Genomic DNA, 23,509 nt, shown 5'->3' with positions numbered 1-23,509 from the left:
CTGCAAATGTTTGAACTCCGAATCAAGCTGAGGAGGGAATTATGAGCTATATCGTCTCGATTATTCTGGGTATTGTTGAAGGGCTGACGGAATTTATCCCTGTTTCTTCAACAGGGCATATGATTTTAACAGCTAAGCTGCTCGGGTTTGACGATTCAACGCCCGAAATGAAAACTTTTATGATCGTCATCCAGCTAGGAGCGATTCTGGCTATTGCCTGGGTATACCGGGAGCGAATCAGCGGTTTGCTAGGTATGAACAAGAAGGCGGTTACCATATTCAAAAACCGGGCGCCGCTCAAAAGGCTTGACCTTGTTCACGTTCTGTTAGGTATTGCTCCCGCACTGACCGTAGGTTATTTCTTTCGAGATTTTATTAAAAGCCTGTTCAGCCCTTCCACGGTACTGTGGGCCTTGTTAGCCGGCGGCGTATTTATGATTGCAGCGGAATGGTTCTCTAAGAACAAGGGGCGCCCTACAGCCAAGGAAATCGACCAACTGACGTATAAGCAAGCGTTGATGATCGGCTTGTATCAATGTATTTCGGTGCTGTGGCCGGGATTTTCCCGCTCCGGTTCCACGATTGCTGGCGGAATGTTCAGCGGAGCCAGTTACAAAGCTTCTGCCGATTTCTCCTTTTTAATTGCCATACCGATTATGTTCGCTGTATCCGGTTATGAAATGCTGGACGCTTACCGCTATTTAAGTTTGGAAACTATAGGACATTTTGCGATTGGCTTTTTAGTTTCGTTTGTTGTTGCTTATTTGGTCGTGATCGCCTTTTTAAAATCCATTCAGAAAATTCAATTGAGACATTTTGCTTATTATCGTTTCATTCTTGCTGCTTTATTTTGGATTTTCATCATGCGCTAATCTAAAACATACACCAGCATAGTACATTATAAGGCCGCTTTTCGCATTGACACATCATAACTTACTATAAGAGACGGAAGTGGATTTATGCGGTTAATATCGATTAACTCCTTACAGCCCGGGATGAGATTGGGGAAAAAAATATATAATGAAGATGGCGTTATACTTTTATCGGAGAATGCAGAGCTTACGGAAGTCATTATTCAAAGGCTGCGCAGTCACGGTTTAAACTTCGTTTATGTAGCTGATTCGCGCACGGATGACGTTGTTCTAACCGAAATGATCGAGGATGAGACGCGCCGCAGGGCGCTGAATGAGATCCGCACCCAATTTCGAAAAATGACGGGGCCAGCGGTTAAAGGCCTAGTCTATCCTTATTTGGGAAAGACCTTTTCTGGACTTGTAGAGAGCATTATGGATGATCTAAGCTCACGTGAAGACGCGATGATTATGATGATGAATATTAACAGCATAGATCATTATTTATATCGGCATTCTCTGAATGTATGCATATATACGATATTGTTAGGACAAGTTCACGGATATTCTAAAAATGAGCTGACTCTGCTTGGACTCGGCGCCCTGCTGCACGATATTGGAAAAACGAAGCTGCCGCTTGAACTGTTAACTAAGCCAGACAGGTTAACGGATGCGGAGTATGAACAAGTCAAGAAGCATGCGGAAATCGGCTTTAAAATGTTAAAAGACGAGCCAGGCATTCCTCTCATTTCAGCGCATTGCGCTTATCAGCATCATGAACGGTTAAACGGGAGCGGATATCCTCGCGGAATAAAAGGAGATGAAATTAGTGAATTTGCCCGGTGGATCGCGATCACGGATTCCTACGATGCCATGACGACCCACCGGGTATACCGTCAAGCGATGCTGCCCCATCAGGCGCTTGAGGTGTTGTATACTGGATGCGGCAGCTTGTACGAGAAGTCTAAGCTTGAGGTGTTTCGCGACCGCGTGGCGATCTATCCGCTGGGAGTGACCGTCAAGCTGAGTACGGGGGAGAAAGGCGTCGTTGTCAAAATCGATGGAATTTTTCCACAGCGTCCGGTTGTCCGGATTTTAACCGATCCGCTCGGGGCAGACTTGAAGGCTCCGTATGACTTGGATTTGTCCCGGCATTTATCGATCGTCATTACCGAAGTAGACGGAATGAATGGAATTGGTTAACATGATGAAGTGAACCGGCGAATGTAATAGATTAAAAAAAGGAAAGGTGTGCGGTTGTGTGCACTCTTTTCTTTTTAGGTTAATAAAAGAATTAAGGTGGGCCAATAATGAAGATAATTAGTAATGAAGCTGCTGCTATATTCCCTGTCAGTCCTCAGGATGATCCGTGGGATCCGATTGTATCCCTGCGCGAATTCGGGCAACATATGCTGACGAGCGTTGAAATGACCGTAACGAATTTGTGCAACATGCGCTGTGAGCACTGTGCTGTCGGGGAGAGTCTCGTATTGAAAGAGCCGGAACAAATTCCACTGGAATTAATGCTTCGGCGCCTCGATGAGGTCGAGCATTTGCGTACGATCAGTATTACTGGCGGTGAGCCGACTTTCCGCAAGCAGATGGTGGATGAGAAAATTGTACCTTTGCTTAAGTATGCAAGGAAGCGCGGGATTCGTTCGCAAATCAACTCAAACCTTACCCTCGATTATGAGCGGTATGAGAAACTGCTGCCTTATTTGGACGTTATGCATATTTCGTTCAATTATACGAATGAAGAGGATTTCTATGAAGTAGGCTTCGCGCATAGCGGACATCCTGTAAAAAAAGAGGTTGCCAATAAGCTCTATCATACAATGATTGAAAATTCACGCAAATTGAGCGAAGCGGGCATGTACATTTCAGCAGAGTCCATGATAAATTACCGGACTCATACGAAGCTGCCGGCGATACATCAGCTGATTACAGAAATGGGCTGCCGCCGGCATGAGGTTCACCCGATGTATGCCTCCAATTTTGCCAAAGGGCTGCCTGTGTTGTCACTGGACGATATGCGCCGGGCGATTCACTCACTGCTGGATAAGCGTAATAAAGAGATATGGATGCTGTTCGGCACGCTGCCGTTCTTCGCCTGCAACGGCAGTGAAGCCGACGCTGCTTTGCTGAAGAGGCTGCGCAATGAACCGCTGGTCACGGTACGCAATGACCCAGACGGCCGAAATAGAGTCAACGTGAACATGTTTACAGGCGAAGTGTTTGTAACGGATTTTGCTGATATTCCTTCGTTTGGCAACGTGCATGAGGAGCGGCTGGATGATATTTTTGCCAAATGGCAGAACGATCATCCGCTGAATCAGAAAGTCAATTGCTATTGTGAAGCGGCAAGCTGCTGTGGCCCCAATCTGCTTGTTGCAGATATGTACTATAAGGATATCGATTTTAAATCCCGCAAAGCAATCACACTGTAGAAAAGAGGCGCTGCACCTATGCCCCCCGATGGACATGTGGATTTTGAGATCGGCAAGCTGATATTCAATTTGTTTCTAGTTATTATTTTGGTCCTTTTGAATGGATTTTTTGTTGCTGCGGAGTTTTCGCTGGTCAAGGTGCGCCAGTCCAGACTGACTCAATTAGTTAGTGAAGGCAACAAGCGTGCTGCCTATGCGCTCAAAGTAAATAAAAAACTGGATGCTTATTTATCGGCTACCCAATTAGGAATTACGCTGGCTTCGCTTGGACTGGGCTGGGTCGGTGAACCGGCGATTTCAGAGCTGCTGATTGAACCGTTAATGCATAAAATAGGCGTTACTGATACGACGCTGATCTCTACGGTATCGGTCGCAGTTGGCTTTGCGATCATTACTTTTTTGCATATCGTTATTGGAGAACTCGCTCCGAAATCGCTCGCGATTCAGAAATCGGAATCGACGTCCTTATGGCTGTCCGCCCCTCTCCTGTTCTTCTACAGGCTATTCCTGCCGGTCATCTGGCTATTGAATTCCGCGGCCAATGGCTTGCTGCGGCTTATCGGCATCGAGCCGGCGGGGGAGGGCGAGGCTGCTCATTCAGAGGAGGAGATCCGCATCTTGATGGATCAGAGCGCGAAAAGCGGCGTCATCGATCAAGACGAGATGAAGCTGATGGACAATCTGTTCGATTTCTCCGATTTACTGGCCCGCGAGGTGATGCTGCCGAGAACCGATATGGATTGCTTGTACACGAATCTTACTTGGGAAGAAAATATGAAGATCGTGGAGGAAACGAAGCATTCCCGATATCCGGTTGCCGTAGAGGACAAGGATCAGATCATCGGATTTGTGCATCTGGCTGATCTGTTCCTGCCCGACGGAGGCAACTCTAAAAATATTGCTGCCATTGTGCGGCCGATTTTGAATGTGCCTGAATCTATGGAAGTCAGCCATGTCCTGCGCCTCATGCAGAAGAAGCATTCCCAACTGACCGTCGTGGTGGATGAATATGGCGGAACGGCTGGTTTGCTCACGGCAGAGCGAATTATGGAGGAAATCGTCGGCGATCTTTACGATGAGTTCGACATGGATCGCCCGGAGGTCGAGAAGCTCAGCGACGGTACCTTTTCGGTTGACGGCCGGATGCTCATTGAAGACGTAAATGATTTGACAGGAGTCATGATCGAACATGATAAAGTGGATTCCATTGGGGGATGGCTGTTTAAAGAGCTGGATGGAGCGCCTGCTGTGGGGAGAGTTGTTCGGATCGCGAATTTGCTCTTTGAGGTGGCTGAAGCCGAACCGCTTCGTATCATGCGGGTGAATATCAAGCAGGTCGAAGAGCAAGACCAGACGAAAGATTCAGATACAGATACAGATACTACGGACGCGGAATCGAATGAGCAATCCAAAGAATATGAGCCCGGTATTTAAAAATAAGTAACTCCTATCAAGGCGAGGAAACGCTTTGGCAGGAGTTTTTTTGTTTTTTTGCTGTATTTCTGCGATTGGTAGTTCATATTCTGGGCGAACGTCATATGTTAATGGTGAGGATTGGGAGTGGTGTCTCCCTAGAACGCCGAGCAACTTAATACAGAAGGAGGAACGAACGTTGAGTCATTCGTTGAGTCATCCGATGAGTCACCCCCAAGAGGTAGCCTGGGCCCCCTTTATCGGCCCTTTTGACCCCTGCCCGCCGATATTGTGCAAGACGTACAGTACACCACCGCACCTGTTTATGCACTTTCAACCGTTGAATCTTCCCCAGTTCAGTCCTGAAGATGCGTTAAGGCACGGAACATTGTGGCCCGCACTTTACAGTCCCTATGAGTCCAGATGGGGGAAAGGAAGGTGAGATGATGTCACACAAGGGCAACTTGGATCCACAGTTCTATGAAATGCTTGAAAAGCTGCAAGCACTTGATTTTGTCCTGGTTGAGCTCAATTTATTCCTGGATACGCATCCCGACGACTTAGCTTCTATTCAACAATACAATCAGCTTGTCCAGGAACGCACCCAGCTTGCAAATCATTTTCAGCATCTTTATGGGCCCTTAATGAATTTTGGACATTCCTATTCCAAATTTCCATGGGAATGGTCGAAAGTGCCGTGGCCGTGGCAAGTGTAACGACTGCCTCCAAGCTATGCTAATTGCTGAATGTTAAAGGAGGGAACGCGAAGTAATGTGGGTTTATGAGAAAAAGCTGCAATACCCAGTACGTGTAGGCAAATGTGATATTCGAATGGCCAGATTGCTGCTTGAGCAGTACGGCGGTGCCGATGGAGAACTGGCCGCTGCACTGCGTTATTTGAATCAGAGGTACACGATCCCAGACAAAGTCATCGGGCTGTTGAACGATATTGGCACCGAAGAACTTGCTCACCTGGAAATGATTGCCACCATGGTGTATAAGCTGACCAAGGATGCAACAGTGGAAGAACTGGATGCTGCGGGATTAGCTCCGCATTACGTCGCGCATGACAGTGCACTGTTCTATGAGAACGCTTCAGGCGTGCCCTGGACGGCAGCCTATATTCAGGCAAAGGGCGACCCGATCGCCGATCTGTACGAGGACATTGCGGCAGAGGAGAAGGCACGGGCTACATACCAGTGGCTCATCGACATGACCGATGATGTTGATCTTCAGGACGGCCTTAAGTTCCTGCGGGAAAGGGAAATTATACACTCCCTGCGTTTCCGTGAAGCAGTGGAAATTTTGAAGGATGAGCGGGGCAAGAAAAAGGTATTTTAGCGGCACCCTAATTTGATTTGAGATGAAGGTGGTATCCGATGTCCAAATCCAAACGCGGAAAAGCGTTGTGGAATCTACCGTCCAGGGGGCGCGGGACTTGTCCGGTATGCAAAAGTATGCGGATTAAACTTCTTTATACGAAGACAAACAGCTCCGGACAGCCTCTGAAAGTCTGCAAAAAATGCTTCAATGCATCCCAGGAAAGAATAGATGCCGCCAGTCTGGTCACTAAGTAGAATGGATCGAAAAAAGGCGGAAGAGCGAATGAGCGAAAGAGCATGGCGAATATTCCAATTCCCATGCTTTTTTGTTATTGGCATCAGCTAGTATGCCAGCGGTTGATCAACATGATAGACAACGTGAGAACCAGGAGGGCCTGAAATTCATGAGTGCGTTGGAGAATATCCCTTCGTCACGCCTTCGCGAGACATGGAGAATTTTGAATTCAGAAGTAAATTTATCATTATTTCATATTTAAGCCATGGAATGACACCATTCGACATTTTGTGTCTATTATACTAGTACTAAATTAGTATTCATTTCTTGGACTTTCGATCAAATGAGGAGAGAGACTATAAGATAGTACATAAAAAGTAATAAGGTGAGTGAACATGCTAAAAAAAACTTTTTTGCTACTAGGAACCTTCTTAATAGCTTTTGCTAATTTTTCGACATTTGTTGGATTGTATTTTTGGAATACCAATAGGAAGACTGCTGTAATTTGCTTAATGATAACATTGGTTATTTTTATTTTTTATATCATTCTGTTATTCACTTTGAGAAAAAAATTTTCCAGTACCTTTTTAGTTTTAAATCTATTGCTATACGTCATCGTTTTTGTCAATGGCCCTCAGATGCAACTTTACGCTATTGAAATCAAGTACTACTTTGAAATTCCTTCGAACAAAATGCAAAAGCAATTGAATCAAGAAGTTGCTGCTGCAATTGAAAATACAAATATTCCATATCGAGTAAACGCTGAAAAAAGTAAAAAAATGACGAAGGAAAGAAGGGAAGTAGTTGTAGTTTTGATAAAAACAACAGGAAATGAGTTGCAAAAAACAGAAATTGATAAAATCACTGCTCAAGCTTTTAGTAAGGATGTGACCTTGTCTTTTTATGATTATGGTGAGGAGTGGATCGTTGATTTTTATTTTACTGATCTTAAGGAAATAAAGTTTTGTTACCCATACACCAAATGTGATGAACTTGAAATAAATTACACAAGATAAAGAGAGTCCTATAAGAACAATTTTGGGATAAAAAATAGTAAGCTGTATTCTTTGTATATTTTTACTGCGAAGTTAAACAAGATAGAGGCTGATTGAAGGGCTATCCTAGCCTCTCACTTTCAAAAAGATTTATACGGTTGAATTAAGAGATTTTAGTTCATGTTCGAATGAGCTAAAATCTCTATTTTTATATCCACTAACCATCTTACGGAATGATTTGCGCTTGACTCCATTCGGAATAAAGCTCTGGATGATGGTGACTAACATATGCGAGAAAAGGCTGCAGGCGGCCGATGTTAGACAAACTTTTCAGCATACGCTGAGGATAGGGTTGTATAGTCCGATATGAATTAACATGATCGATGACCTTTAATGTATTTTGAGGAGTTACATAGACATGCCGTAATGCGGTATCGACACGAGTGAACTGTACTCGTCTCATCTCTTTGATTATCAATACTAACTGTTCGGCGATAAAGTCTGGAAAGTCTAATCTATTGGAGAGAAATGCTTTTAACCCAGGTCCGCTGAAGTATTCCATCACGATGTAATTCCTGCCGACCTCATAGACCTGCGGAATAAAGGAAGCGGAAGCAGCCGCAAGAAGAGCCTTGGCTTCGGTTTCAGCATCTGATTCATTCACATAAATTTTGACGCATTGCTGGGCAGAAATTTGAAATACTGCTCCTTGAGCACCTGCACCAATATAAGGAAGTTCTGTTGGGTTATGATGACCGATTTGATACGGGACGCCTGGCATATGAGTACCAGGAAAAACGGTAATCCTCTCAAAGTTATTCATATTGTCCCCCCATAATATTTGTAATGTTTATACCAAACAGGGAAATTATATATTATGGATTGAATCAAGGAATTCATAGCATTTCGCCGATGCTCCATGTAATTTACGAGGGAAACCACATCCCGTTCGGATACCCCCCACTCTACTGGAATATTGCTGGAAGCATTAAATAAGTCATCCCGTGTCAAGGAATGCAGCTTGGATAGCGATTCACGAAAAGGGTGGGAACCATCAATAAAAGGAACGAAGCGTTGATAAAGTGTTCCCCAATAAGCCGTGAAATTGTTCATCTTATTTAGCAGCGTTTTAGCGTTCCAATGGGGACCGTTAAACACATTGGCTTGATCGATCATCCATAACTTCGGTTCAGGCCCTCCTGCAATGATTAAATTTTGCTTATCCTGCGTCCAAATATGCCGATCATTATTATCAAGCCAGTAATCGAATAAAATCATATCAGCGGCCTGACCGATATTCGTGCATCTAGCAAGGTCCAGGTCACTCGGATGGAGTATGCCATGGGGGATGAAGCGGCTGCCAAAATGCGGACCTTCTTGTGAGGAAGGACTGTTATTCACTCCTTTAGGTATGAAAATGACCTTGCCGTCTGGAATAGGGAGATCCATCTTTTTTGCTAATTGGCTGCAAATCAACTCGTTTACTAGAACATTGACTCCCTGAGGATTAGATAACAATTTGATAACATAATGGTTTCCGTCACTGCAAAGTACTAGATGGGGCATGCTCCAACCCGGTAACGGTTGAATATATTGGATAACTTGTAGCACAATATCACCCCTCTCATTTCTTACAATTAATCTATTCCAAAATACGATATAAAGATTGGTCCAAAGAGCTGGGTAGATTCGCTGAATTTTAACGATCTTTTGAGGATCCTTTTTATCTTCGCTTGACTTGGGGTGGGCTCCAGGTGCAATAATATCAGGTATCAGGAGGTGAACCGGATGAAGATTACAGAAGTGAGCGGAAAGTTTGGTGTATCGCCGGATACGCTCCGCTATTACGAGCGCATCGGATTGATTCCCCGCGTAAACCGCAATCCAAGCGGAATCAGGGAGTACACGGAAGAAGACTGCAAATGGGTCGAATTTGTCAAATGCATGCGGGACGTGGGTCTGCCAATTGAAGCATTGACGGAATATGTACGCTTATTCCAGCAGGGCGATGAAACGATTGACGCAAGAAAAAAACTTTTGGCCGAACAGCGCAATCAGCTTCAAACCAGAATGGATGAGATGAAGAAGACGCTGGACCGTCTCGATATAAAAATAACAAGATATGAGGAGACCATATTTGAAAAAGAAAGAATGCTGAGAATACCGGCAGAATAGCTTCTTACTAGGGAGGGATGAAGCGTGGAGCGTCTTTGGACAAAATCGTTTATTTTTATGACGGTAGGAACGCTGCTTCTGTTCACTGGATTTTATTTGCTGCTTCCAACGCTGCCGCTGTTCATCAAAGAACTAGGCGGCGATGAGGCACAGGTTGGTTTGGTGACGGGGGCATTTATGTTGTCTGCCGTCATTTTCCGTCCGATCGTCGGCGTGCTGCTGGACCGGTTCGGCAGGCGTCCTTTTATCGTTTGGGGGCTAATTCTTTTCGCCTTAGCGATGTATATGTACGACTGGATTGGCGGTATTGCCGTTTTAGTATGGATTCGAATCGTGCACGGAATGAGTTGGGCCGTATCTACGACGGCCCTATTTACGGCAGCTACGGATATGATTCCCTCTACCCGCCGAGGGGAAGGCATGGGGTGGTTTGGAACGGCTACGACTTTGGCTATGGCGGTCGGTCCAATTTTCGGAATCTGGGTTATACAACATCTCTCGTACAGTGCTATGTTTCTATCCGCCGCAGGTCTCTCCATCGCAGCGCTGCTCCTTACGTTTGGCGCCAAAATCCCGTTCAAGCCGCAAAAGAGAACCGCAAGGATCGAGCTCTTCGAAAGATCGGTCTTGCCTGTCACGACAGCCGTCTTTTTTCTGACGATTGCTTACGGGGGCATCACGACCTTTGTACCGCTGCTTGCCAGCTCGGTCAATGTTAACTCTGGTACATTCTTTCTGGTATATGCTGCAACACTGTTTTTATTTCGTCCCATCGCGGGAAAACTATCGGACCGTCATGGTGAGGCCTTTGTTATTATCCCGTCTCTCGTCATTACGATACTGGCACTGCTGGTCCTCAGCTTCTCGACCGGACTATTCGGCATGCTTGCCTCCGCTGTTCTGTACGGTATCGGTTTTGGCTCTGCACAGCCGACGCTGCAGGCGGCAACGATTCGTCTGGCCCATCCTGAACGGAGAGGGGTAGCCAATGCGTCATTGTTGACCGCTACCGATCTTGGCATCGGTCTGGGCGCAATCGTGCTGGGCTGGGTCTCCCAGCATACCAGCTACCAGGTATTGTTCATGATCAGTGCCGCTTCGGTTGTGCTTTCCCTGCTGTTGTTCCTTTTCCTCGTAAAACATTTGTTAAAAAATAGAACGCTGCGCCCGCACAACGACGCTGCCCTTCCGTCTGAAACGAGTTAACGCAGCTTCGCAGTACAGTCTAGTCGATCGTACCGTCGTACCATGGTGTCTTTGTACCGCCGTACCGTCGTATCATCTACCAGCCGTACTGCTGCGGCGCTGCATGCGCCGGGACCAGCCAACCGGAGGCTTTGGATTACCAAAGCTTCCGGTTTTTTTATTTACAGAACATGCCATTACTATTTGAGAAACTATTGACCAATACGATATATCGCTATAATATAACGATATATCGTATTGAGGGGTGAACGTAGAATGAGATTTCACAATTACGGTGTTTGGCGGGCGAGTCAGCCCGAGCGTGACCGACATTCGAAAGAAGAGGTTTACCGAGATATATTTGTAAGGCATCGCCACGGAGGCGGAAGAGGGGGCTTTGGCGGGCGTGGAGAAGGCAAGCGTTTTTTTGAGCGGGGGAAGTTTAAATTTGCTCTCCTTGAGTTGCTGGTCGCGGAACCGATGCACGGATATCAACTGATTAAGACGATGGAAGAGAAAACAGGCGGCCTGTATTCACCAAGCCCTGGCTCGGTGTATCCGAATTTGCAGTGGCTTGAAGATATGCGGCTTATAGGCTCGACCGAGAAGGACGGCAAGAAGCTGTACCATATCACGGAGGAGGGAGTGGATTATCTTCGTAAACAAAGAGGAGAAGAGACAGAACGGCAGGGTTATCCGTGGGAGCACCGTGGACGCCACCGTCCCCATGGCGGCGGGCATGGCAAGCATTTATTGCGCGATCTGATGAAGGATTGGTCCGAGGTTGTTCATTTGATGGCTAGAGCGTCAGAGACGGCAAAGGTAAATCCCGGCTCCAGGCAAGCCCAGGAGTTTCAAGAGATCATGTCCACACTGAGGGTCAGTTTGTCGGAAAACTTGGCTTCGATTCCAGACTCAACAAACTAAGGAAGAGCAGCTGGCTCTCAACGCAGAGGACGTGATCGACTTTGAATTCTAACAGCGTATTAAAGCCGTTTTTTAAACAATCATGGCGCATTTATCTCGCAACTTTTACGCTGCATGCGGTTGCCAGTATCGTTTTCGCTTATTTCCCCCAAGGTCATGGGTGACTTTACGGACCGGCTTCAGGCTGGTACGCAGGGGGCGCACGATGTCGGGCGCTACAGACTATTGCTGCTCGCGATCGTGTGGGGCACGCGCTTATCGGCGGTTACGGACAATATCTCATCATGTATATCGGCCGCTGGTTCGATTTTGTCACCCGCCGCAGACTTTTTCTGCATTTCTCCAGGCTGATCAGGGGGATCGATCTGGTCATCGAGCCGGGCATGACGCCGGGTATCGTTCGACGGACGGGCAGCGGCAAGACGACGATCGTCAAGCTGCTGCTGGGTACGTATGACTCGCCTGCGGGGACGATACAGGTTGGCGGAATGGATATCCGTCAGCTGACGCTGGGGAGCCTGCGCAAGCAGATCGCTTACGTTCCGCAGGACGGATTCCTCTTCAGCACGACGATTCGCGAGAATATCGCTTTCCGTCCGCAAATTTTGATTCTGGGCGAAGCGACCGCCAACCTGGATTCCCAGATAGAACTGCTTATCCAGCAGGCGCTGCAAGTCGTATCCGAAGGGAGAACGACGCTGGTCATCGCGCATCGCTTGTCGACCATCGTGCAAGCCGACCGGATTCTCGTCATGCGTCACGGCACGATCGTTGAGGAAGGGACGCATGCGGAACTGCTCTCAGTGCGGAGTTACTATGAAGAGTTGTATCGTCATTCGCAAGGCCAGAAAATTTTTAAAATAGGATAAATAAGAGGAGGAAATCTCATGTTAATTCAAACAAGAACGATTGTCGTGCAAAAAGATAAGGTGGATCTCGTCATTGAACGTTTTACTAAAGATAGTCCGATGGATTCGATGGAGGGGCTTATTGACAAAACCGTCATGGTTAACCGGAAAAAACAGGAACACGAAGAGGTCGTCGTCATGATCCGCTGGAGATCGGTAGAGGATTGGAAAAATTGGGAGAAGAGCGATGTTCATATTCAAGGGCATCGGCAGAATAGAGGCAAACCGGCACCGGACTATATCATTAGTACGACCGTTAATATGTATGAGGTAAAGGCCGTGAAGGAAGGCTTGAAGCAAGAATAGTCCGACTACTGCAAAGGAGAGGTTATTCATGAAACTAATGTTTATTTCCGATATTCACGGCTCCGGATATTGGCTGGAAAAGGCAATGGACAAGGTCCGGGAGGAGAAGGCGGAACAGATCGTCATACTTGGGGATTTTCTTTATCACGGACCTCGCAATCCGTTACCGGAAGGCTATGATCCGCAGGGTGTTGCCCGAATTCTCAATCAGCATAAACATCATATTATTGCTGTGCGCGGCAACTGCGATGCTGAGGTGGACCAAATGCTGCTTGAGTTCCCGATGATGGCGGATTACGCGATGCTATTCCATGAAGGACGGCGTATTTACGTTACACACGGGCATGGCTTCAATATAGAACAGCTGCCTCCTTTAGCGGACAACGATGTTTTTATCCAGGGGCATACCCATATTCCAGTTGCCGATCGCAAGGATGGCATTTATGTACTGAACCCGGGATCCATTTCGCTGCCTAAAGACAACTATCCGAATTCGTACGGGATTTTGGAAAACGGCGAGTTTTGCGTAAAAGATTTTGAAGGCGGAGTGGTTAAGCGGATTTTATTCAAATAATTCGCTGGCCGATTCGCGAGAAAGGCATTCAGACCTCTTGATATACAAGGGATTTGAATGCCTTTCTGCTAAATACATCTTCAGTTCAGCAATTCCGCAAATGGGCTATCCTGATAAAAAAAGTTCGGTTTGACGACCGTATTGTCATATTTTGAATGGAAAATTTCCGTAGTTGCAGGGGAAACTGGAGGGATTAGCCATGTCCAGTCTCCCGTTATAGATCGGTTATGCTTATTCTCCATAGTTTCGTACAATTTGAATTGGTCTGCGGCTGTATGATGATCCACGATGCTGACGCCAGCCAATTTAAAGGAATGAAGCACAGAAACGTTCAATTCAACAAGCGCCTTGTCTTTCCACAACGTGGCATTGGAGCTTTGGTCGAGCTTCATAAGCGATGCGACTTGGGGCAGCAGATTGTATCGTCTCTCGTCAGCCAAATTGCGGGCGCCAATTTCCGTTTCCATATACCAGCCGTTAAAGGGAGCGGCCGTGTACCTTATTCCGCCAATTTCAAGCACCATGTCCGAGACAAATGGAACTCCGTACCATTGGACGCCAAGCTTCTCAAACTCTAGGCTGGGATGGCTAAGCGGAACTTCAAGGACATCCTGCTTTGGAATTTCGAACCATTGTGGAGGACGATCATCGACTTGGATAACCAATGGAAGGATGTCGAATCGCCCTTCATTCCCTTTCCAGCCCAAACGAAGGCAAGCTCTCGTGAAGGCGAGCGAAGCAGGATCGCCGATAACTTGGTTATTTCGTTCGTACCCTGCATAGCGGATTAATTGATGGTTCCAGATCCGAATGTGCGAGCCGTTCCGCTCCTCTTTGAATACGGTAATAGCGGGACGGACTTTACCCTGATTCGTGCCATATTGGATATGCCGGAATATTGCAGCGGCCACTTCCTCTTCCGTTTTGGCTGCTCTGGCATCGAACACTTCAAGCGTTTTCCAGAACAATCGTCCGATGCAGCGGTTGCTGTTGCGCCAAGCTAGTTTCGCACCGAAGCTCAATTCCTCGTAAGTGTGCGTATATGTACCGTATGAATCAATTTCTAGTTGAATATCGGCCAGACGCTGCTCGCATTCCTCATCTGTCCTGCCCAGCTCCTGGCAGCATAATTCAATAAAAGCCTTCGCTTCTTGATATAAATCATTCTTAATTAGCATGAAGATCCTCACTTATACATTATAAAAGTAACCTGATTCTATACTAAAATCGGATTCATCTCTACATAAGCGCCTCGTTGTTCAAAGAAGATTCACAGTGTTGATAACAAGAAAAAACCTTGATGCCTAATGTATCTTTAGTTTGGCATCAAGGTTTAGTTATGATTACAGGTAAATTTCGCTTATTTTCCGATGAATTCTTGAACCCAGTAGCCGTTGTCATAAGCTACGCCGATGTTAGTAAAGTTAGGGCTCATAATATTTTGACGGTGGCCTTCACTGTTCATCCAAGCGTTCATGACTTCGGCAGGCGTGCGTTGGCCTTTGGCGATATTTTCACCGGCATAACTGTAGGAAACTCCAAATTGCTTCATCATATCGAACGGAGAACCATACGTTGGCGACTGGTGATCAAAATATCCGTTTTCGCGCATGTCGGCAGCTTTAGCGGCCGCAACTTTCGTCAAATCGTCTTGCGTCGTCAGCGGTTTTAGGCCTGCTTTGGCGCGTTCCTGGTTGACCAGATCAACGACTTGTGAAGCAAAAGAAGCGGCGTCCGATTGACCGGCGTTAGCATTGTTGTCCTTGCTAGGCGCCGTTGGTGTCGTAGGTTTAGTTGTCGTTCCATTGCCGGTGTTAGCATCAGAACCAGTTGAAGGCTTCTGGCTAGGAGTCGTCGGTTTTGTGCTTGGTGCAGTCGGTTTTTGGCTAGGAGCAGTTGGTGTAGTCGGCTTCTCGCTAGGCACAGTTGGTACAGCAGGTGTGTCCTTCTGTGGCTGCTCTGTTCCTATTGCCGGCAAATTAGGAATAATCCATTTTAGATCATCCAAAGAGCCATTCCAATTCCATTTTGACAAGATTTGTTGAATTTGTTGGAATTGTTGTTGATTGCAATCCACGCTAGGAGTTGAAGCGGCTTCTGCTTTTGCTCCTTGGGGCAGAACTAGTCCTGCTGCGAGTACGGCTGTGGCCATGCTTGTAGTTACCAATGTTTTAAAATGTTTATTTTTCATAACTTTATTCCCTCCGTATCATTCTATTAGTTCTTTGAAAACACGATAGACTGAATCCGACAATGGTTACAATTTTGTAATTTTGCGCAAACTCATTCTAACATGCATCAAAGGAAAAAGGGGAAGGTAAGTTATGGATAGGGGAAGCTGGACTGCTTGTCATTATTTATTGAATATTCTCGTAATTGATTAGGATATTTCTTTAGAGTTTTGGAAGTCGCAAATAAACATTATAACGTTATATTTACAATTCCGTATAAGCATGCTATTTTAAACATTATAATGTTTGTAGTGAAAGCGGGTGATATTATTGAGCGATAAGACATCTTCTAATGGTAAAGCGGGAGCTTCAGGTGATAGAGCGGAAATCTCAATTAGAGCTGAAGTCACAAGTAATAGAGTAGAAACTTCTAACGGTAGAACAGAAGCAACCAGCGATAAAGCAGAAGCTTCTAGTGATAGATTCGTGCTTTGCGAGGTAAGAAGGGTGAGCGGTGAGAAAATCGACATCGTTATCGAGAATGGCATAATCGCCGAAATTACCGATGCTGGAAAAGGAATCGGCCAGCCGCTGGCCAACGTCACAGGCGCCTACGTGTCGAGCGGCTGGATTGATATGCATGTGCACGCTTTTCCCGAGTTTGACCCCTACGGGGATGAAATCGATGAGATCGGTGTAAAGCAGGGAGTGACAACGATAGTCGATGCCGGGAGCTGTGGCGCGGACCGGATTGCCGATCTCATCGCTGACAGCAAGCGGGCTAAGACGAGGGTGTACGCTTTTTTGAACATTTCACGGATCGGGCTGCTAACAATTGACGAGCTGTCCCGGCTGGAGTGGCTCGACAAGGAGCGGGTCAAGCAGTCGATAACGGCATATGAAGATTTCATCGTCGGACTGAAAGCGCGGATCAGCAGGAGCGTGGTCGGTGGCAACGGCTTGGAGCCGCTTCGCATCGCCCGGGAGCTATCCGGGGACACGGGACTGCCGCTTATGGTACATATCGGTTCGGGACCACCGGATATTCGAGAGGTAATTCCTCTTTTGCAGCGAAAAGATATCATTACGCATTATCTCAACGGAAAGAAGAACAATTTATTTGATGAGAAAGGTTATCCGCTGCAAGTGTTAACCGACGCGATAGCGAGGGGCGTTCATTTAGATGTTGGCCATGGAACGGCCAGCTTCTCCTTTAAGGTAGCCGAAGCGGCCAAGCGGCAGGGGGTTGGGCTGAATACGATCAGCACCGACATTTACCGGGGCAATCGGCTGAATGGTCCGGTTTACAGTATGGCCAATGTACTGACCAAGTTTCTCAGTTTGGGTTATACACTAGAAGAGACGATTGATGCGGTAACCCTTCATGCGGCTGACTGGCTGGGCAAACCGGAGCTGGGCAGGATTCAGGTGGGGGATGGCGCCAACTTGACGTTGTTTACATTGGATGACGAACGGGTGGAACTGGTTGATTCCGAAGGGGAGCGGAGAGTGGCGAACCGACTTATTAAAGCTAAAGGAGTGGTTACAGGTGGGGAATACATTGCATGCGAAGTACGGCCTTAAGCGGGTCATTAATGCTAGCGGACGGATGAGCATCCTGGGCGTATCCGCGCCGAGCGATACGGTCATGGAGGCGATGAAGCAGGGCGGGCAAAGCTATGTCGAGATCGCCGACCTGGTCGAAAAAGCAGGGGATCATATAGCGCGGATACTCGGATCGGAAGCAGCGGTAATTGTTAACTCGGCATCCAGCGGGATTGCTCTCTCGGTAGCGGCCATAGTGACCCAGGGCAATCGCCGGCGCAGCGAGCGTCTGCATCAGGAGTTTATCCCCAAGAATGAAATCATCATTCTGAAAGGGCAAAATGTGCAGTATGGAGCTCCTGTAGAAACGATGGTGTACTTAGGCGGCGGCAAGCTGCTGGAGGTGGGCTACGCCAATGAAGGGCGGGCCGAGCATATCGAGGATGCGATCTCCGACAATACCGCAGCTATTCTTTACGTCAAATCACATCATGCTGTGCAGAAAAATATGATTTCGGTGGAAGAAGCCTGGGACGTTGCCCAGCGCAACGGAGTTCCGCTTATCGTGGATGCGGCAGCAGAAGAGGATCTCCAGAAATATGTGAAGTACTCCGATCTGGCGATTTACAGCGGCTCTAAAGCGATTGAGGGCCCAACGTCAGGTATCGTCGCCGGAAAAAGATCTTTCATCGAGTGGGTCAAAGTACAACTGCATGGAATTGGCCGCAGCATGAAGGTAGGCAAGGAGACGTCCTTCGGCTTGCTGCAGGCACTGGATGAATACATGATCAAGGAAGACAAGAGCGAGCAAGAGAAGGCATCGCTACAGGTGCTAATGCCATTAAATGATATCGCCGGGGTTCATGTGACGGTTGTACAGGATGAAGCGGGGCGGGCGATTTACCGTGGCCGTGTTCAGATCAATGCTCAGAAGACAGGCATTACCGCTATAGAAGTAGCGGAACGGCTGCAGAACGGCGAGATTGCCATATACACGCGGGATTACGGTGTACGGCAGGGGTATTTCGATATCGACCCGCGCCCGCTTCTCGGAGATGACATTGCCGTTATTGAAGCTAAAATACGTGAATTAACAGGGGGACGTTAATATGTCACAGATCGCCAAACGTTTTTATAAAGGCAGAGTCGCATTAAATGTGCTGGCCAAGGACGTTGAAAATGCCAAGGAAGTTTTCGAGGCCGCTGAAGGGTACGTACTAGTAGGCGTACTATCCAAGGACTATGCCACGGTGGAAGAAGCCGTTGCTGCTATGAGACAGTATGGGCGGGAAATCGATGAGGCGGTATCGATCGGACTGGGGGCTGGCGATAATCGTCAAGCGGCAGTGGTGGCGGAAATCGCTAAACATTATCCCGGCAACCATATTAATCAGGTATTTCCTGCCGTAGGAGCAACCCGGGCTAATCTCGGGGAGAAGGATAGCTGGATTAATAGTTTGGTATCGCCGACAGGGCGCCCTGGCTATGTGAATATTTCAACAGGCCCAATTAGTACGGCAGGCAGTGAGCAAGCCATCGTGCCGATTCGCGCGGCTATATCCCTCGTCCGCGATATGGGCGGCAATGCCCTGAAATATTTCCCGATGGAGGGACTAAGCCGTGAAGAGGAATTCCGTGCCGTAGCCAGAGGCTGTGCTGCGGAAGGTTTTGCCCTCGAACCGACGGGGGGCATCGATATGGATAATTTCGAGGTTATTCTGCGGATTGCATTTGAATCCGGGGTTCAACAGGTTATCCCTCACGTATATTCATCAATTATTGACAAGGTATCGGGAAAAACGAATGTCCAAGACATGCGTCATTTGCTGTCCATCATGAAAAGGCTGGCTGATCAGTATGCCTAAACGGATAGCCGCCTTTGGCGAGGTCATGATGCGTCTGCAGGTTCCAGGATATGATCTGCTGACGCAGGGCAACACGCTGCACTATACCTTTTCCGGCACCGGTGTGAATGTCGCCTCGGCGTTGGCGCGGTTCGGACATACGGGGAGCCTGATTTCCCGCTTGCCAGCCAATCCGTTAGGTGAGGCGGCCGCAGCTTATTTGCGTAAATTGGGAATCTCGACATCCTGTATTATAAGAGGCGGAAATTATATCGGCATGTACTTTCTTGAGAACGGCTATGGCGCTAGACCGAGCCGGGTGACTTATAGCAATCGCTTGGACAGCAGCTTTAATACAGCACCAGCGGGTGTGTATGACTATGATGATATTGCCCGGAGAATAGATGCGATTCATTATTGCGGCATAACATTGGCAATGAACGATGGCGTCAGGCAGCATATGAAAGCAATGGCCCAGGCGGTGAAGCGGCAGGGAGGCCTCGTTATTTTCGATTGCAACTACCGACCGTCTTTGTGGGGTGAAGGCGGATATGCCAAGGCGAAGCCGCATTATGAGGAAATGCTGCGGCTGGCGGACATCGTGATGATGAATGAGAAGGATGCGATCTACACGCTAGGTATAAGCACGCAGAAGGAGCAGCGCGAAGAGCAGCTTAAGGAGCTGATCCCGGTCGTTGCCGGGCAATATCAAATCCCGGTCATTGCTGGAACCCACCGCCAGGTCCATAACGATAATTCGCATTCCTTGCGCGGCTATCTGTACAAGGATGAGAGCTTTACTTATTCAGACATGCTGACGTTCAGTGTCTATGATAGAATAGGTGCCGGGGATGCCTTTACAAGCGGGATCGTTCATGGCGAACTGGAGGGCTTCCTGCCTGAGAAGACGGTCTCGTTTGCGGCGACGGCAGGCATGCTGGCGCATACAGTGTCGGGCGATACCCCCATGGCAACCGAGGAGGAAATATTGCGGGCCATGACGGAATCCGCGCGCGACGTAGAAAGGTAGTGGAATGAAGTGAGCCTGTCCAGAAAGGATAAACCTTTATATTTGCAAATCAGGGATATTTTAAAGGATCGGATATTGCACGGCGTTTACCCCTTGGGGGAGAACATCCCCTCTGAGCCGCAATTAGAGCAGGAGTTTTCTGTAAGCAAAATTACCGTTCGTGGTGCAATTCAAGAACTCGTCCAGGAAGGCTATCTCGAAAAAGGCAGCGGAAAAGGAACCAAGGTGATCCGCAATAAGGCCGCCTCTAAACTATCGAAATGGAAGCACTTCACGGAAATTTTGGTGGAAGAGGGACATCGGATCAACAAGCAGTGGCTGCGTGCAGAAATGATGCGCAATGAAGCGGGGACGGAACTGCATTTGCTATTTGGCGCTCAATGTCTAAGGCTGGAACGAGTGTACTATCTCAATGACCAGCCTTACATTTACTATACGCATTATTTGGCTATGATTATAGACGAATTGGAGCTTTCTGATTTGAATGCCAGATCCTTATACGATCTGCTTCAGGAGCAAAGCATTTCTCTGGACAGGCTGCGCGACGAGTTCTCGGTAGCTGTTCCGCCGCCGGAGGCGGAGGAGATTTTACAGCTCGGGAGCAAGGGATTGCCCCTGCTAAAGCGATCGCGTTATTCTTACGATGAACACGGCAAGGTAAGGGAATTTAGCGTGGGATATTACAATACGGAGCTGCAAAACTATATCGTGAATTACGATGTGTAATTTAGTTGCATGAATCTAAAAAGGATGCTGTTCCTGCAAGCGGTTTACCGCTTCTGAACCGCGTCCTGTCAAGAAGACAGTACAATACAAAACAATAATTAGACGGCCTTAGTCCTGAAATCCATGGGCGAAGGCCGTTTAGTTTTGGCTGTAGCCAAAATGATTCCATTGGGCTGTTATCAATACAGGAGCTGGGAATTTTGGAATCGGGAGTTGAAATCGCCGCAGAGCCTGCCGGATTGCCATTCAAATGGCGGCAGCTCGCAGAATACGGCTTTGGCTAAGCTGAAGGGGCGGGATGAACAATTAGAGGCAGCTGTCCAATCATGAAAAATGTGTCCGCATATGATGATAGTGGACATTATTTGAAAGGAGAAGAAATCATGGGAAATGCGCTCCATCACAAGGGAGAATTTTGCTGCCCGCCGGGCGAGGCCATTATTGATCCTCCTCAGTATGTGGTAAAAGATTTTTATCATCCCCAGATCGTCCCGGTGATTCACCAGATTCAATTCATTAACAGACATCACTGTGTCCCGATTCCTCACCATCAATATACGTTCGAAACCAAGGACGTTTTCTGTTCCGCGAATTACCGTGCGAAAAAGGGCAAGAGATAGTTTACGTTCCCGGTTAGGAAGCAGCTCTAAGGCAGAGCTGCTTTTTATTTGCTCTTATTTGATTCCCTATATAAAATTATTGATTGGGTCATATCCAAAAGCAGAGTTAAAAGTTAGGGTAAACTGTCCGTCCTCTCAGAGTATACATAAACGATACTAAACAATACGATGATTAATTTAGTTTATTTAAGTAAACATGATTAGATTTAACCATTAAGAAAGCGTTGACATCCTAATAAATCAGTGATAGGGTGACAATGAAGTATGTTTTCAATAGATAACGAACTAAATTATTTAACTTAACAAAATGAAGTGTTTAGTTGGTCTGGTCATATTGAATTTGATTTTTAAGGAGGAATATCACATGGTATTTAATGAATTTTCGAAAATCGGTGAAATATGGGCGAATCCTATAGCACGTGAAATATTGCTGAAGTATGCTCCGGAGCTCTCATCATCACCATTTCTCTCCTTTATCAAAAGGAGTACTGTCCCCCAATTCGCTACATCCAATGGGGCATGGACATGGTCTTCAGAGATGCTGGATACCGTTCTAAAAGAGCTTTCGAGCGTACAGGTTGAACCTGAAATTGATGAAGAAATCATCCCTTCTGCCAATTATGAGCATGAAGACGTTGCGATCGGATCTGCGCCTGTCCAAGCGCCAAAAGAGGCGGAAAAATGGGGGTTATTCGAGCTTGTGCTTCATGGCCCGGATCATGGTAATCCATTTGTTGATGTGCAATTAAGTGCACAGTTTACCTTTGAAGGCCGTGTAATGGAGGCGTTAGGGTTTTATGACGGTGAAGGGATATATCGTATTCGATTCATGCCGGATCAAGAAGGTGTATGGACATATAGGACGAAGAGCACTGCTAGATCCCTTGAGGGGATCGAGGGACAATTTATATGTACCGCCGCTTCAGCAGGTAACCATGGACCTGTACGCGTAAAAAATACTTATCACTTTGCTTACGAAGACGGAACTCCTTATATTCCAGTAGGTACTACATGTTATGTATGGACACATCAGGGTGAGGAGTTAGAGGAGCTGACCTTGAAGACGCTGAAGACGTCCCCTTTCAATAAAATGCGTATGTGCGTGTTTCCGAAATCGTATCAATTCAATACGAATGAGCCTGTTTACTATCCTTATGAGGGTTCTATTGAAGAAGGCTGGGATTTTACGCGGTTTAATCCTGTTTTTTTCCGTCATCTGGAGAAGCGAATTGCCGAATTGGGTCAACTTGGGATCGAAGCGGACCTTATCCTGTTCCATGCTTATGATCGTTGGGGATTTTCAGAAATGAAAAAGTCTGCTGATGATCGTTATTTAAAATATGTCACTGCCCGTTTGTCAGCTTACCGTAATGTTTGGTGGTCCCTTGCTAATGAATATGATTTGATGTGGGCGAAAGAACCGGAGGATTGGGAGCATTATGCAAAAATCGTTACCGAGAATGACCCGGTGCAGCATTTGATCTCGATTCATAATTGCTTTGATTTTTACGATTATAGCCGCCCGTGGATAACCCATTGCAGCATCCAGCGTGTTGATGTGTATAAGACGGCGGAATACACCGACGAATGGCGTAGAAAATGGAACAAGCCGATCGTTATCGACGAATGCGCGTATGAAGGTGATATTGATTTAGGTTGGGGAAATATAACGGGTCAAGAGATGACAAGGCGATTCTGGGAAGGTGCCGTACGTGGCGGGTATACAGGGCATGGAGAAACATATTTGCACCCGGACGATATTTTGTGGTGGTCCAAAGGGGGACAACTGCATGGCAGTAGTCCGGATCGTATCGCTTTCTTGCGGAGAATAATGGAGGAAGGCCCTGCAGAAGGCCTTAATCCGCTCAAATCGGAGTGGGACGTTCCATTAGCAGGCGTCGCTGACGAATATTATTTATTCTACTATGGCTTTAATCAGCCTCGCTTCAGACAATATTCGATGAAACCGGGTATCCGATACAAAGTGGAGGTGATCGATACATGGAATATGACCATTGAAGAGCAGACAGGTACCTACGAAGGCGTGTTCCGTATCGAGCTGCCGGGCAAACAGTATATCGCTGTGAGGATGACGAAAGTATAACATCAATAAAATATTTGTTTCGATAAATAAGATAAGGTTGCCCATCACTATAACATGACTTTCGAGGGCAACCTTATTTTTACATGGCGGACAAAAGCGGCCTGTAAATGGCTTAATTTTCCAGCAGTGCT

General features: G+C 47.0%; 27 protein-coding genes. 23 read left to right on the top strand and 4 right to left on the bottom strand.

Going from position 1 to position 23,509, the window contains the following annotated elements; all coding sequences use genetic code 11:
• Positions 1-41: 41 nt before the first annotated feature.
• The 9 genes from G358_RS0116570 (at position 42) to G358_RS0116540 (ending at position 7,284) form a co-directional block, all read left to right on the top strand.
• On the top strand, positions 42-872 hold the full coding sequence (locus G358_RS0116570) for an undecaprenyl-diphosphate phosphatase (protein WP_019638361.1): 831 nt from the start codon (positions 42-44) through the stop codon (positions 870-872).
• An 87-nt stretch (positions 873-959) separates the two neighbouring features.
• Positions 960-2,054, top strand: coding sequence for an HD-GYP domain-containing protein (locus tag G358_RS0116565; protein WP_019638360.1), 1,095 nt, complete (start codon positions 960-962; stop codon positions 2,052-2,054).
• Between the two features lie 107 nt (positions 2,055-2,161).
• Complete coding sequence (gene yfkAB, locus G358_RS0116560) at positions 2,162-3,298, top strand: radical SAM/CxCxxxxC motif protein YfkAB (RefSeq protein WP_019638359.1); 1,137 nt, start codon at positions 2,162-2,164, stop codon at positions 3,296-3,298.
• An 18-nt stretch (positions 3,299-3,316) separates the two neighbouring features.
• Entirely contained in the window at positions 3,317-4,732 is a 1,416-nt protein-coding gene (locus G358_RS0116555) for a hemolysin family protein (protein WP_019638358.1), read from the top strand.
• Positions 4,733-4,934: 202 nt separating this feature from the next.
• Positions 4,935-5,153, top strand: coding sequence for a spore coat associated protein CotJA (locus G358_RS32405; protein ID WP_084662813.1), 219 nt, complete (start codon positions 4,935-4,937; stop codon positions 5,151-5,153).
• Between the two features lie 4 nt (positions 5,154-5,157).
• The gene (locus G358_RS0116550) at positions 5,158-5,427 is read left to right on the top strand and encodes a spore coat protein CotJB (protein WP_019638357.1); all 270 of its coding nucleotides are present in this window, start codon (positions 5,158-5,160) and stop codon (positions 5,425-5,427) included.
• Positions 5,428-5,482: 55 nt separating this feature from the next.
• Positions 5,483-6,052, top strand: a complete 570-nt coding sequence (locus G358_RS0116545; RefSeq protein WP_019638356.1) for a manganese catalase family protein — start codon at positions 5,483-5,485, stop codon at positions 6,050-6,052.
• A 38-nt stretch (positions 6,053-6,090) separates the two neighbouring features.
• Positions 6,091-6,288: a hypothetical protein gene (locus tag G358_RS34020; protein WP_084662811.1), complete on the top strand. Its 198-nt coding sequence runs from the start codon at positions 6,091-6,093 to the stop codon at positions 6,286-6,288.
• Between the two features lie 375 nt (positions 6,289-6,663).
• Entirely contained in the window at positions 6,664-7,284 is a 621-nt protein-coding gene (locus G358_RS0116540; RefSeq protein ID WP_019638355.1) for a hypothetical protein, read from the top strand.
• A 205-nt stretch (positions 7,285-7,489) separates the two neighbouring features.
• On the opposite strand, the gene G358_RS0116535 is transcribed toward G358_RS0116540, so the two are convergent.
• Together G358_RS0116535 and G358_RS0116530 are read right to left on the bottom strand one after the other, a co-directional pair.
• Positions 7,490-8,086: a hypothetical protein gene (locus G358_RS0116535; protein WP_019638354.1), complete on the bottom strand. Its 597-nt coding sequence runs from the start codon at positions 8,084-8,086 to the stop codon at positions 7,490-7,492.
• On the bottom strand, positions 8,083-8,874 hold the full coding sequence (locus tag G358_RS0116530; protein WP_026342311.1) for a HipA family kinase: 792 nt from the start codon (positions 8,872-8,874) through the stop codon (positions 8,083-8,085). Before G358_RS0116530 ends, G358_RS0116535 begins: the two co-directional genes overlap by 4 nt.
• 177 nt (positions 8,875-9,051) lie before the next feature.
• Between G358_RS0116530 and G358_RS0116525 the strand changes: the two genes are divergently transcribed.
• The 6 genes from G358_RS0116525 to yfcE all read left to right on the top strand — a co-directional run bounded on the left by G358_RS0116525 (position 9,052) and on the right by yfcE (position 13,338).
• Positions 9,052-9,438: a MerR family transcriptional regulator gene (locus tag G358_RS0116525; protein WP_019638352.1), complete on the top strand. Its 387-nt coding sequence runs from the start codon at positions 9,052-9,054 to the stop codon at positions 9,436-9,438.
• Positions 9,439-9,462: 24 nt separating this feature from the next.
• The gene (locus G358_RS0116520) at positions 9,463-10,644 is read left to right on the top strand and encodes an MFS transporter (protein WP_019638351.1); all 1,182 of its coding nucleotides are present in this window, start codon (positions 9,463-9,465) and stop codon (positions 10,642-10,644) included.
• Between the two features lie 255 nt (positions 10,645-10,899).
• A complete protein-coding gene (locus G358_RS0116515; protein WP_019638350.1) occupies positions 10,900-11,550 on the top strand; it encodes a PadR family transcriptional regulator in 651 nt (216 codons plus the stop codon).
• 242 nt (positions 11,551-11,792) lie between these two features.
• Positions 11,793-12,419, top strand: a complete 627-nt coding sequence (locus tag G358_RS0116510; RefSeq protein ID WP_019638349.1) for an ATP-binding cassette domain-containing protein — start codon at positions 11,793-11,795, stop codon at positions 12,417-12,419.
• Positions 12,420-12,437: 18 nt separating this feature from the next.
• On the top strand, positions 12,438-12,764 hold the full coding sequence (locus tag G358_RS0116505; RefSeq protein WP_019638348.1) for an antibiotic biosynthesis monooxygenase: 327 nt from the start codon (positions 12,438-12,440) through the stop codon (positions 12,762-12,764).
• A gap of 28 nt (positions 12,765-12,792) precedes the next feature.
• Entirely contained in the window at positions 12,793-13,338 is a 546-nt protein-coding gene (yfcE, locus tag G358_RS0116500) for a phosphodiesterase (protein ID WP_019638347.1), read from the top strand.
• A gap of 80 nt (positions 13,339-13,418) precedes the next feature.
• Here yfcE and G358_RS0116495 read toward each other — a convergent pair whose 3' ends face one another.
• Together G358_RS0116495 and G358_RS0116490 are read right to left on the bottom strand one after the other, a co-directional pair.
• A complete protein-coding gene (locus G358_RS0116495) occupies positions 13,419-14,516 on the bottom strand; it encodes a nitric oxide synthase oxygenase (protein WP_019638346.1) in 1,098 nt (365 codons plus the stop codon).
• A 182-nt stretch (positions 14,517-14,698) separates the two neighbouring features.
• Positions 14,699-15,529, bottom strand: a complete 831-nt coding sequence (locus tag G358_RS0116490) for a CAP domain-containing protein (RefSeq protein WP_019638345.1) — start codon at positions 15,527-15,529, stop codon at positions 14,699-14,701.
• A 466-nt stretch (positions 15,530-15,995) separates the two neighbouring features.
• On the opposite strand from G358_RS0116490, the gene G358_RS0116485 reads away from it, so the two are divergent.
• The 8 genes from G358_RS0116485 to G358_RS0116450 all read left to right on the top strand — a co-directional run bounded on the left by G358_RS0116485 (position 15,996) and on the right by G358_RS0116450 (position 23,378).
• The gene (locus G358_RS0116485) at positions 15,996-17,093 is read left to right on the top strand and encodes an amidohydrolase/deacetylase family metallohydrolase (RefSeq protein WP_026342310.1); all 1,098 of its coding nucleotides are present in this window, start codon (positions 15,996-15,998) and stop codon (positions 17,091-17,093) included.
• Positions 17,059-18,162: a DgaE family pyridoxal phosphate-dependent ammonia lyase gene (locus G358_RS0116480; protein WP_026342309.1), complete on the top strand. Its 1,104-nt coding sequence runs from the start codon at positions 17,059-17,061 to the stop codon at positions 18,160-18,162. Before G358_RS0116485 ends, G358_RS0116480 begins: the two co-directional genes overlap by 35 nt.
• 1 nt (position 18,163) lies before the next feature.
• Complete coding sequence (dagF, locus tag G358_RS0116475) at positions 18,164-18,919, top strand: 2-dehydro-3-deoxy-phosphogluconate aldolase (protein WP_019638342.1); 756 nt, start codon at positions 18,164-18,166, stop codon at positions 18,917-18,919.
• On the top strand, positions 18,912-19,928 hold the full coding sequence (locus G358_RS0116470) for a sugar kinase (RefSeq protein ID WP_019638341.1): 1,017 nt from the start codon (positions 18,912-18,914) through the stop codon (positions 19,926-19,928). The genes dagF and G358_RS0116470 overlap by 8 nt, the downstream gene beginning before the upstream one ends.
• Positions 19,929-19,937: 9 nt before the next feature.
• Positions 19,938-20,654: a GntR family transcriptional regulator gene (locus G358_RS0116465; RefSeq protein ID WP_019638340.1), complete on the top strand. Its 717-nt coding sequence runs from the start codon at positions 19,938-19,940 to the stop codon at positions 20,652-20,654.
• 144 nt (positions 20,655-20,798) lie between these two features.
• On the top strand, positions 20,799-20,984 hold the full coding sequence (locus G358_RS0116460; protein WP_019638339.1) for a hypothetical protein: 186 nt from the start codon (positions 20,799-20,801) through the stop codon (positions 20,982-20,984).
• Between the two features lie 53 nt (positions 20,985-21,037).
• Positions 21,038-21,274 (top strand): hypothetical protein, encoded by a 237-nt coding sequence (locus G358_RS0116455; protein ID WP_051107697.1) that lies wholly within the window; start codon positions 21,038-21,040, stop codon positions 21,272-21,274.
• A gap of 364 nt (positions 21,275-21,638) precedes the next feature.
• Positions 21,639-23,378: a DUF5605 domain-containing protein gene (locus tag G358_RS0116450; protein ID WP_019638337.1), complete on the top strand. Its 1,740-nt coding sequence runs from the start codon at positions 21,639-21,641 to the stop codon at positions 23,376-23,378.
• Positions 23,379-23,509 lie beyond the last annotated feature (131 nt).

It is taken from the genome of Paenibacillus fonticola DSM 21315, assembly GCF_000381905.1.
GTDB lineage: Bacteria > Bacillota > Bacilli > Paenibacillales > Paenibacillaceae > Fontibacillus > Fontibacillus fonticola.
This window is presented reverse-complemented; position numbering and strand designations above follow the sequence as displayed.

Bases quoted from the DNA above. Each gene is read 5' to 3' on its own strand.
- G358_RS0116570 (WP_019638361.1), top strand. From the start codon at position 42: ATGAGCTATATCGTCTCGATTATTCTGGGTATTGTTGAAGGGCTGACG.
- G358_RS0116565 (WP_019638360.1), top strand. From the start codon at position 960: ATGCGGTTAATATCGATTAACTCCTTACAGCCCGGGATGAGATTGGGG.
- yfkAB (WP_019638359.1), top strand. From the start codon at position 2,162: ATGAAGATAATTAGTAATGAAGCTGCTGCTATATTCCCTGTCAGTCCT.
- G358_RS0116555 (WP_019638358.1), top strand. From the start codon at position 3,317: ATGCCCCCCGATGGACATGTGGATTTTGAGATCGGCAAGCTGATATTC.
- G358_RS32405 (WP_084662813.1), top strand. From the start codon at position 4,935: ATGAGTCACCCCCAAGAGGTAGCCTGGGCCCCCTTTATCGGCCCTTTT.
- G358_RS0116550 (WP_019638357.1), top strand. From the start codon at position 5,158: ATGTCACACAAGGGCAACTTGGATCCACAGTTCTATGAAATGCTTGAA.
- G358_RS0116545 (WP_019638356.1), top strand. From the start codon at position 5,483: ATGTGGGTTTATGAGAAAAAGCTGCAATACCCAGTACGTGTAGGCAAA.
- G358_RS34020 (WP_084662811.1), top strand. From the start codon at position 6,091: ATGTCCAAATCCAAACGCGGAAAAGCGTTGTGGAATCTACCGTCCAGG.
- G358_RS0116540 (WP_019638355.1), top strand. From the start codon at position 6,664: ATGCTAAAAAAAACTTTTTTGCTACTAGGAACCTTCTTAATAGCTTTT.
- G358_RS0116535 (WP_019638354.1), bottom strand. From the start codon at position 8,086: ATGAATAACTTTGAGAGGATTACCGTTTTTCCTGGTACTCATATGCCA.
- G358_RS0116525 (WP_019638352.1), top strand. From the start codon at position 9,052: ATGAAGATTACAGAAGTGAGCGGAAAGTTTGGTGTATCGCCGGATACG.
- G358_RS0116515 (WP_019638350.1), top strand. From the start codon at position 10,900: ATGAGATTTCACAATTACGGTGTTTGGCGGGCGAGTCAGCCCGAGCGT.
- G358_RS0116505 (WP_019638348.1), top strand. From the start codon at position 12,438: ATGTTAATTCAAACAAGAACGATTGTCGTGCAAAAAGATAAGGTGGAT.
- yfcE (WP_019638347.1), top strand. From the start codon at position 12,793: ATGAAACTAATGTTTATTTCCGATATTCACGGCTCCGGATATTGGCTG.
- G358_RS0116495 (WP_019638346.1), bottom strand. From the start codon at position 14,516: ATGCTAATTAAGAATGATTTATATCAAGAAGCGAAGGCTTTTATTGAA.
- G358_RS0116490 (WP_019638345.1), bottom strand. From the start codon at position 15,529: ATGAAAAATAAACATTTTAAAACATTGGTAACTACAAGCATGGCCACA.
- dagF (WP_019638342.1), top strand. From the start codon at position 18,164: ATGTCACAGATCGCCAAACGTTTTTATAAAGGCAGAGTCGCATTAAAT.
- G358_RS0116470 (WP_019638341.1), top strand. From the start codon at position 18,912: ATGCCTAAACGGATAGCCGCCTTTGGCGAGGTCATGATGCGTCTGCAG.
- G358_RS0116455 (WP_051107697.1), top strand. From the start codon at position 21,038: ATGGGAAATGCGCTCCATCACAAGGGAGAATTTTGCTGCCCGCCGGGC.
- G358_RS0116450 (WP_019638337.1), top strand. From the start codon at position 21,639: ATGGTATTTAATGAATTTTCGAAAATCGGTGAAATATGGGCGAATCCT.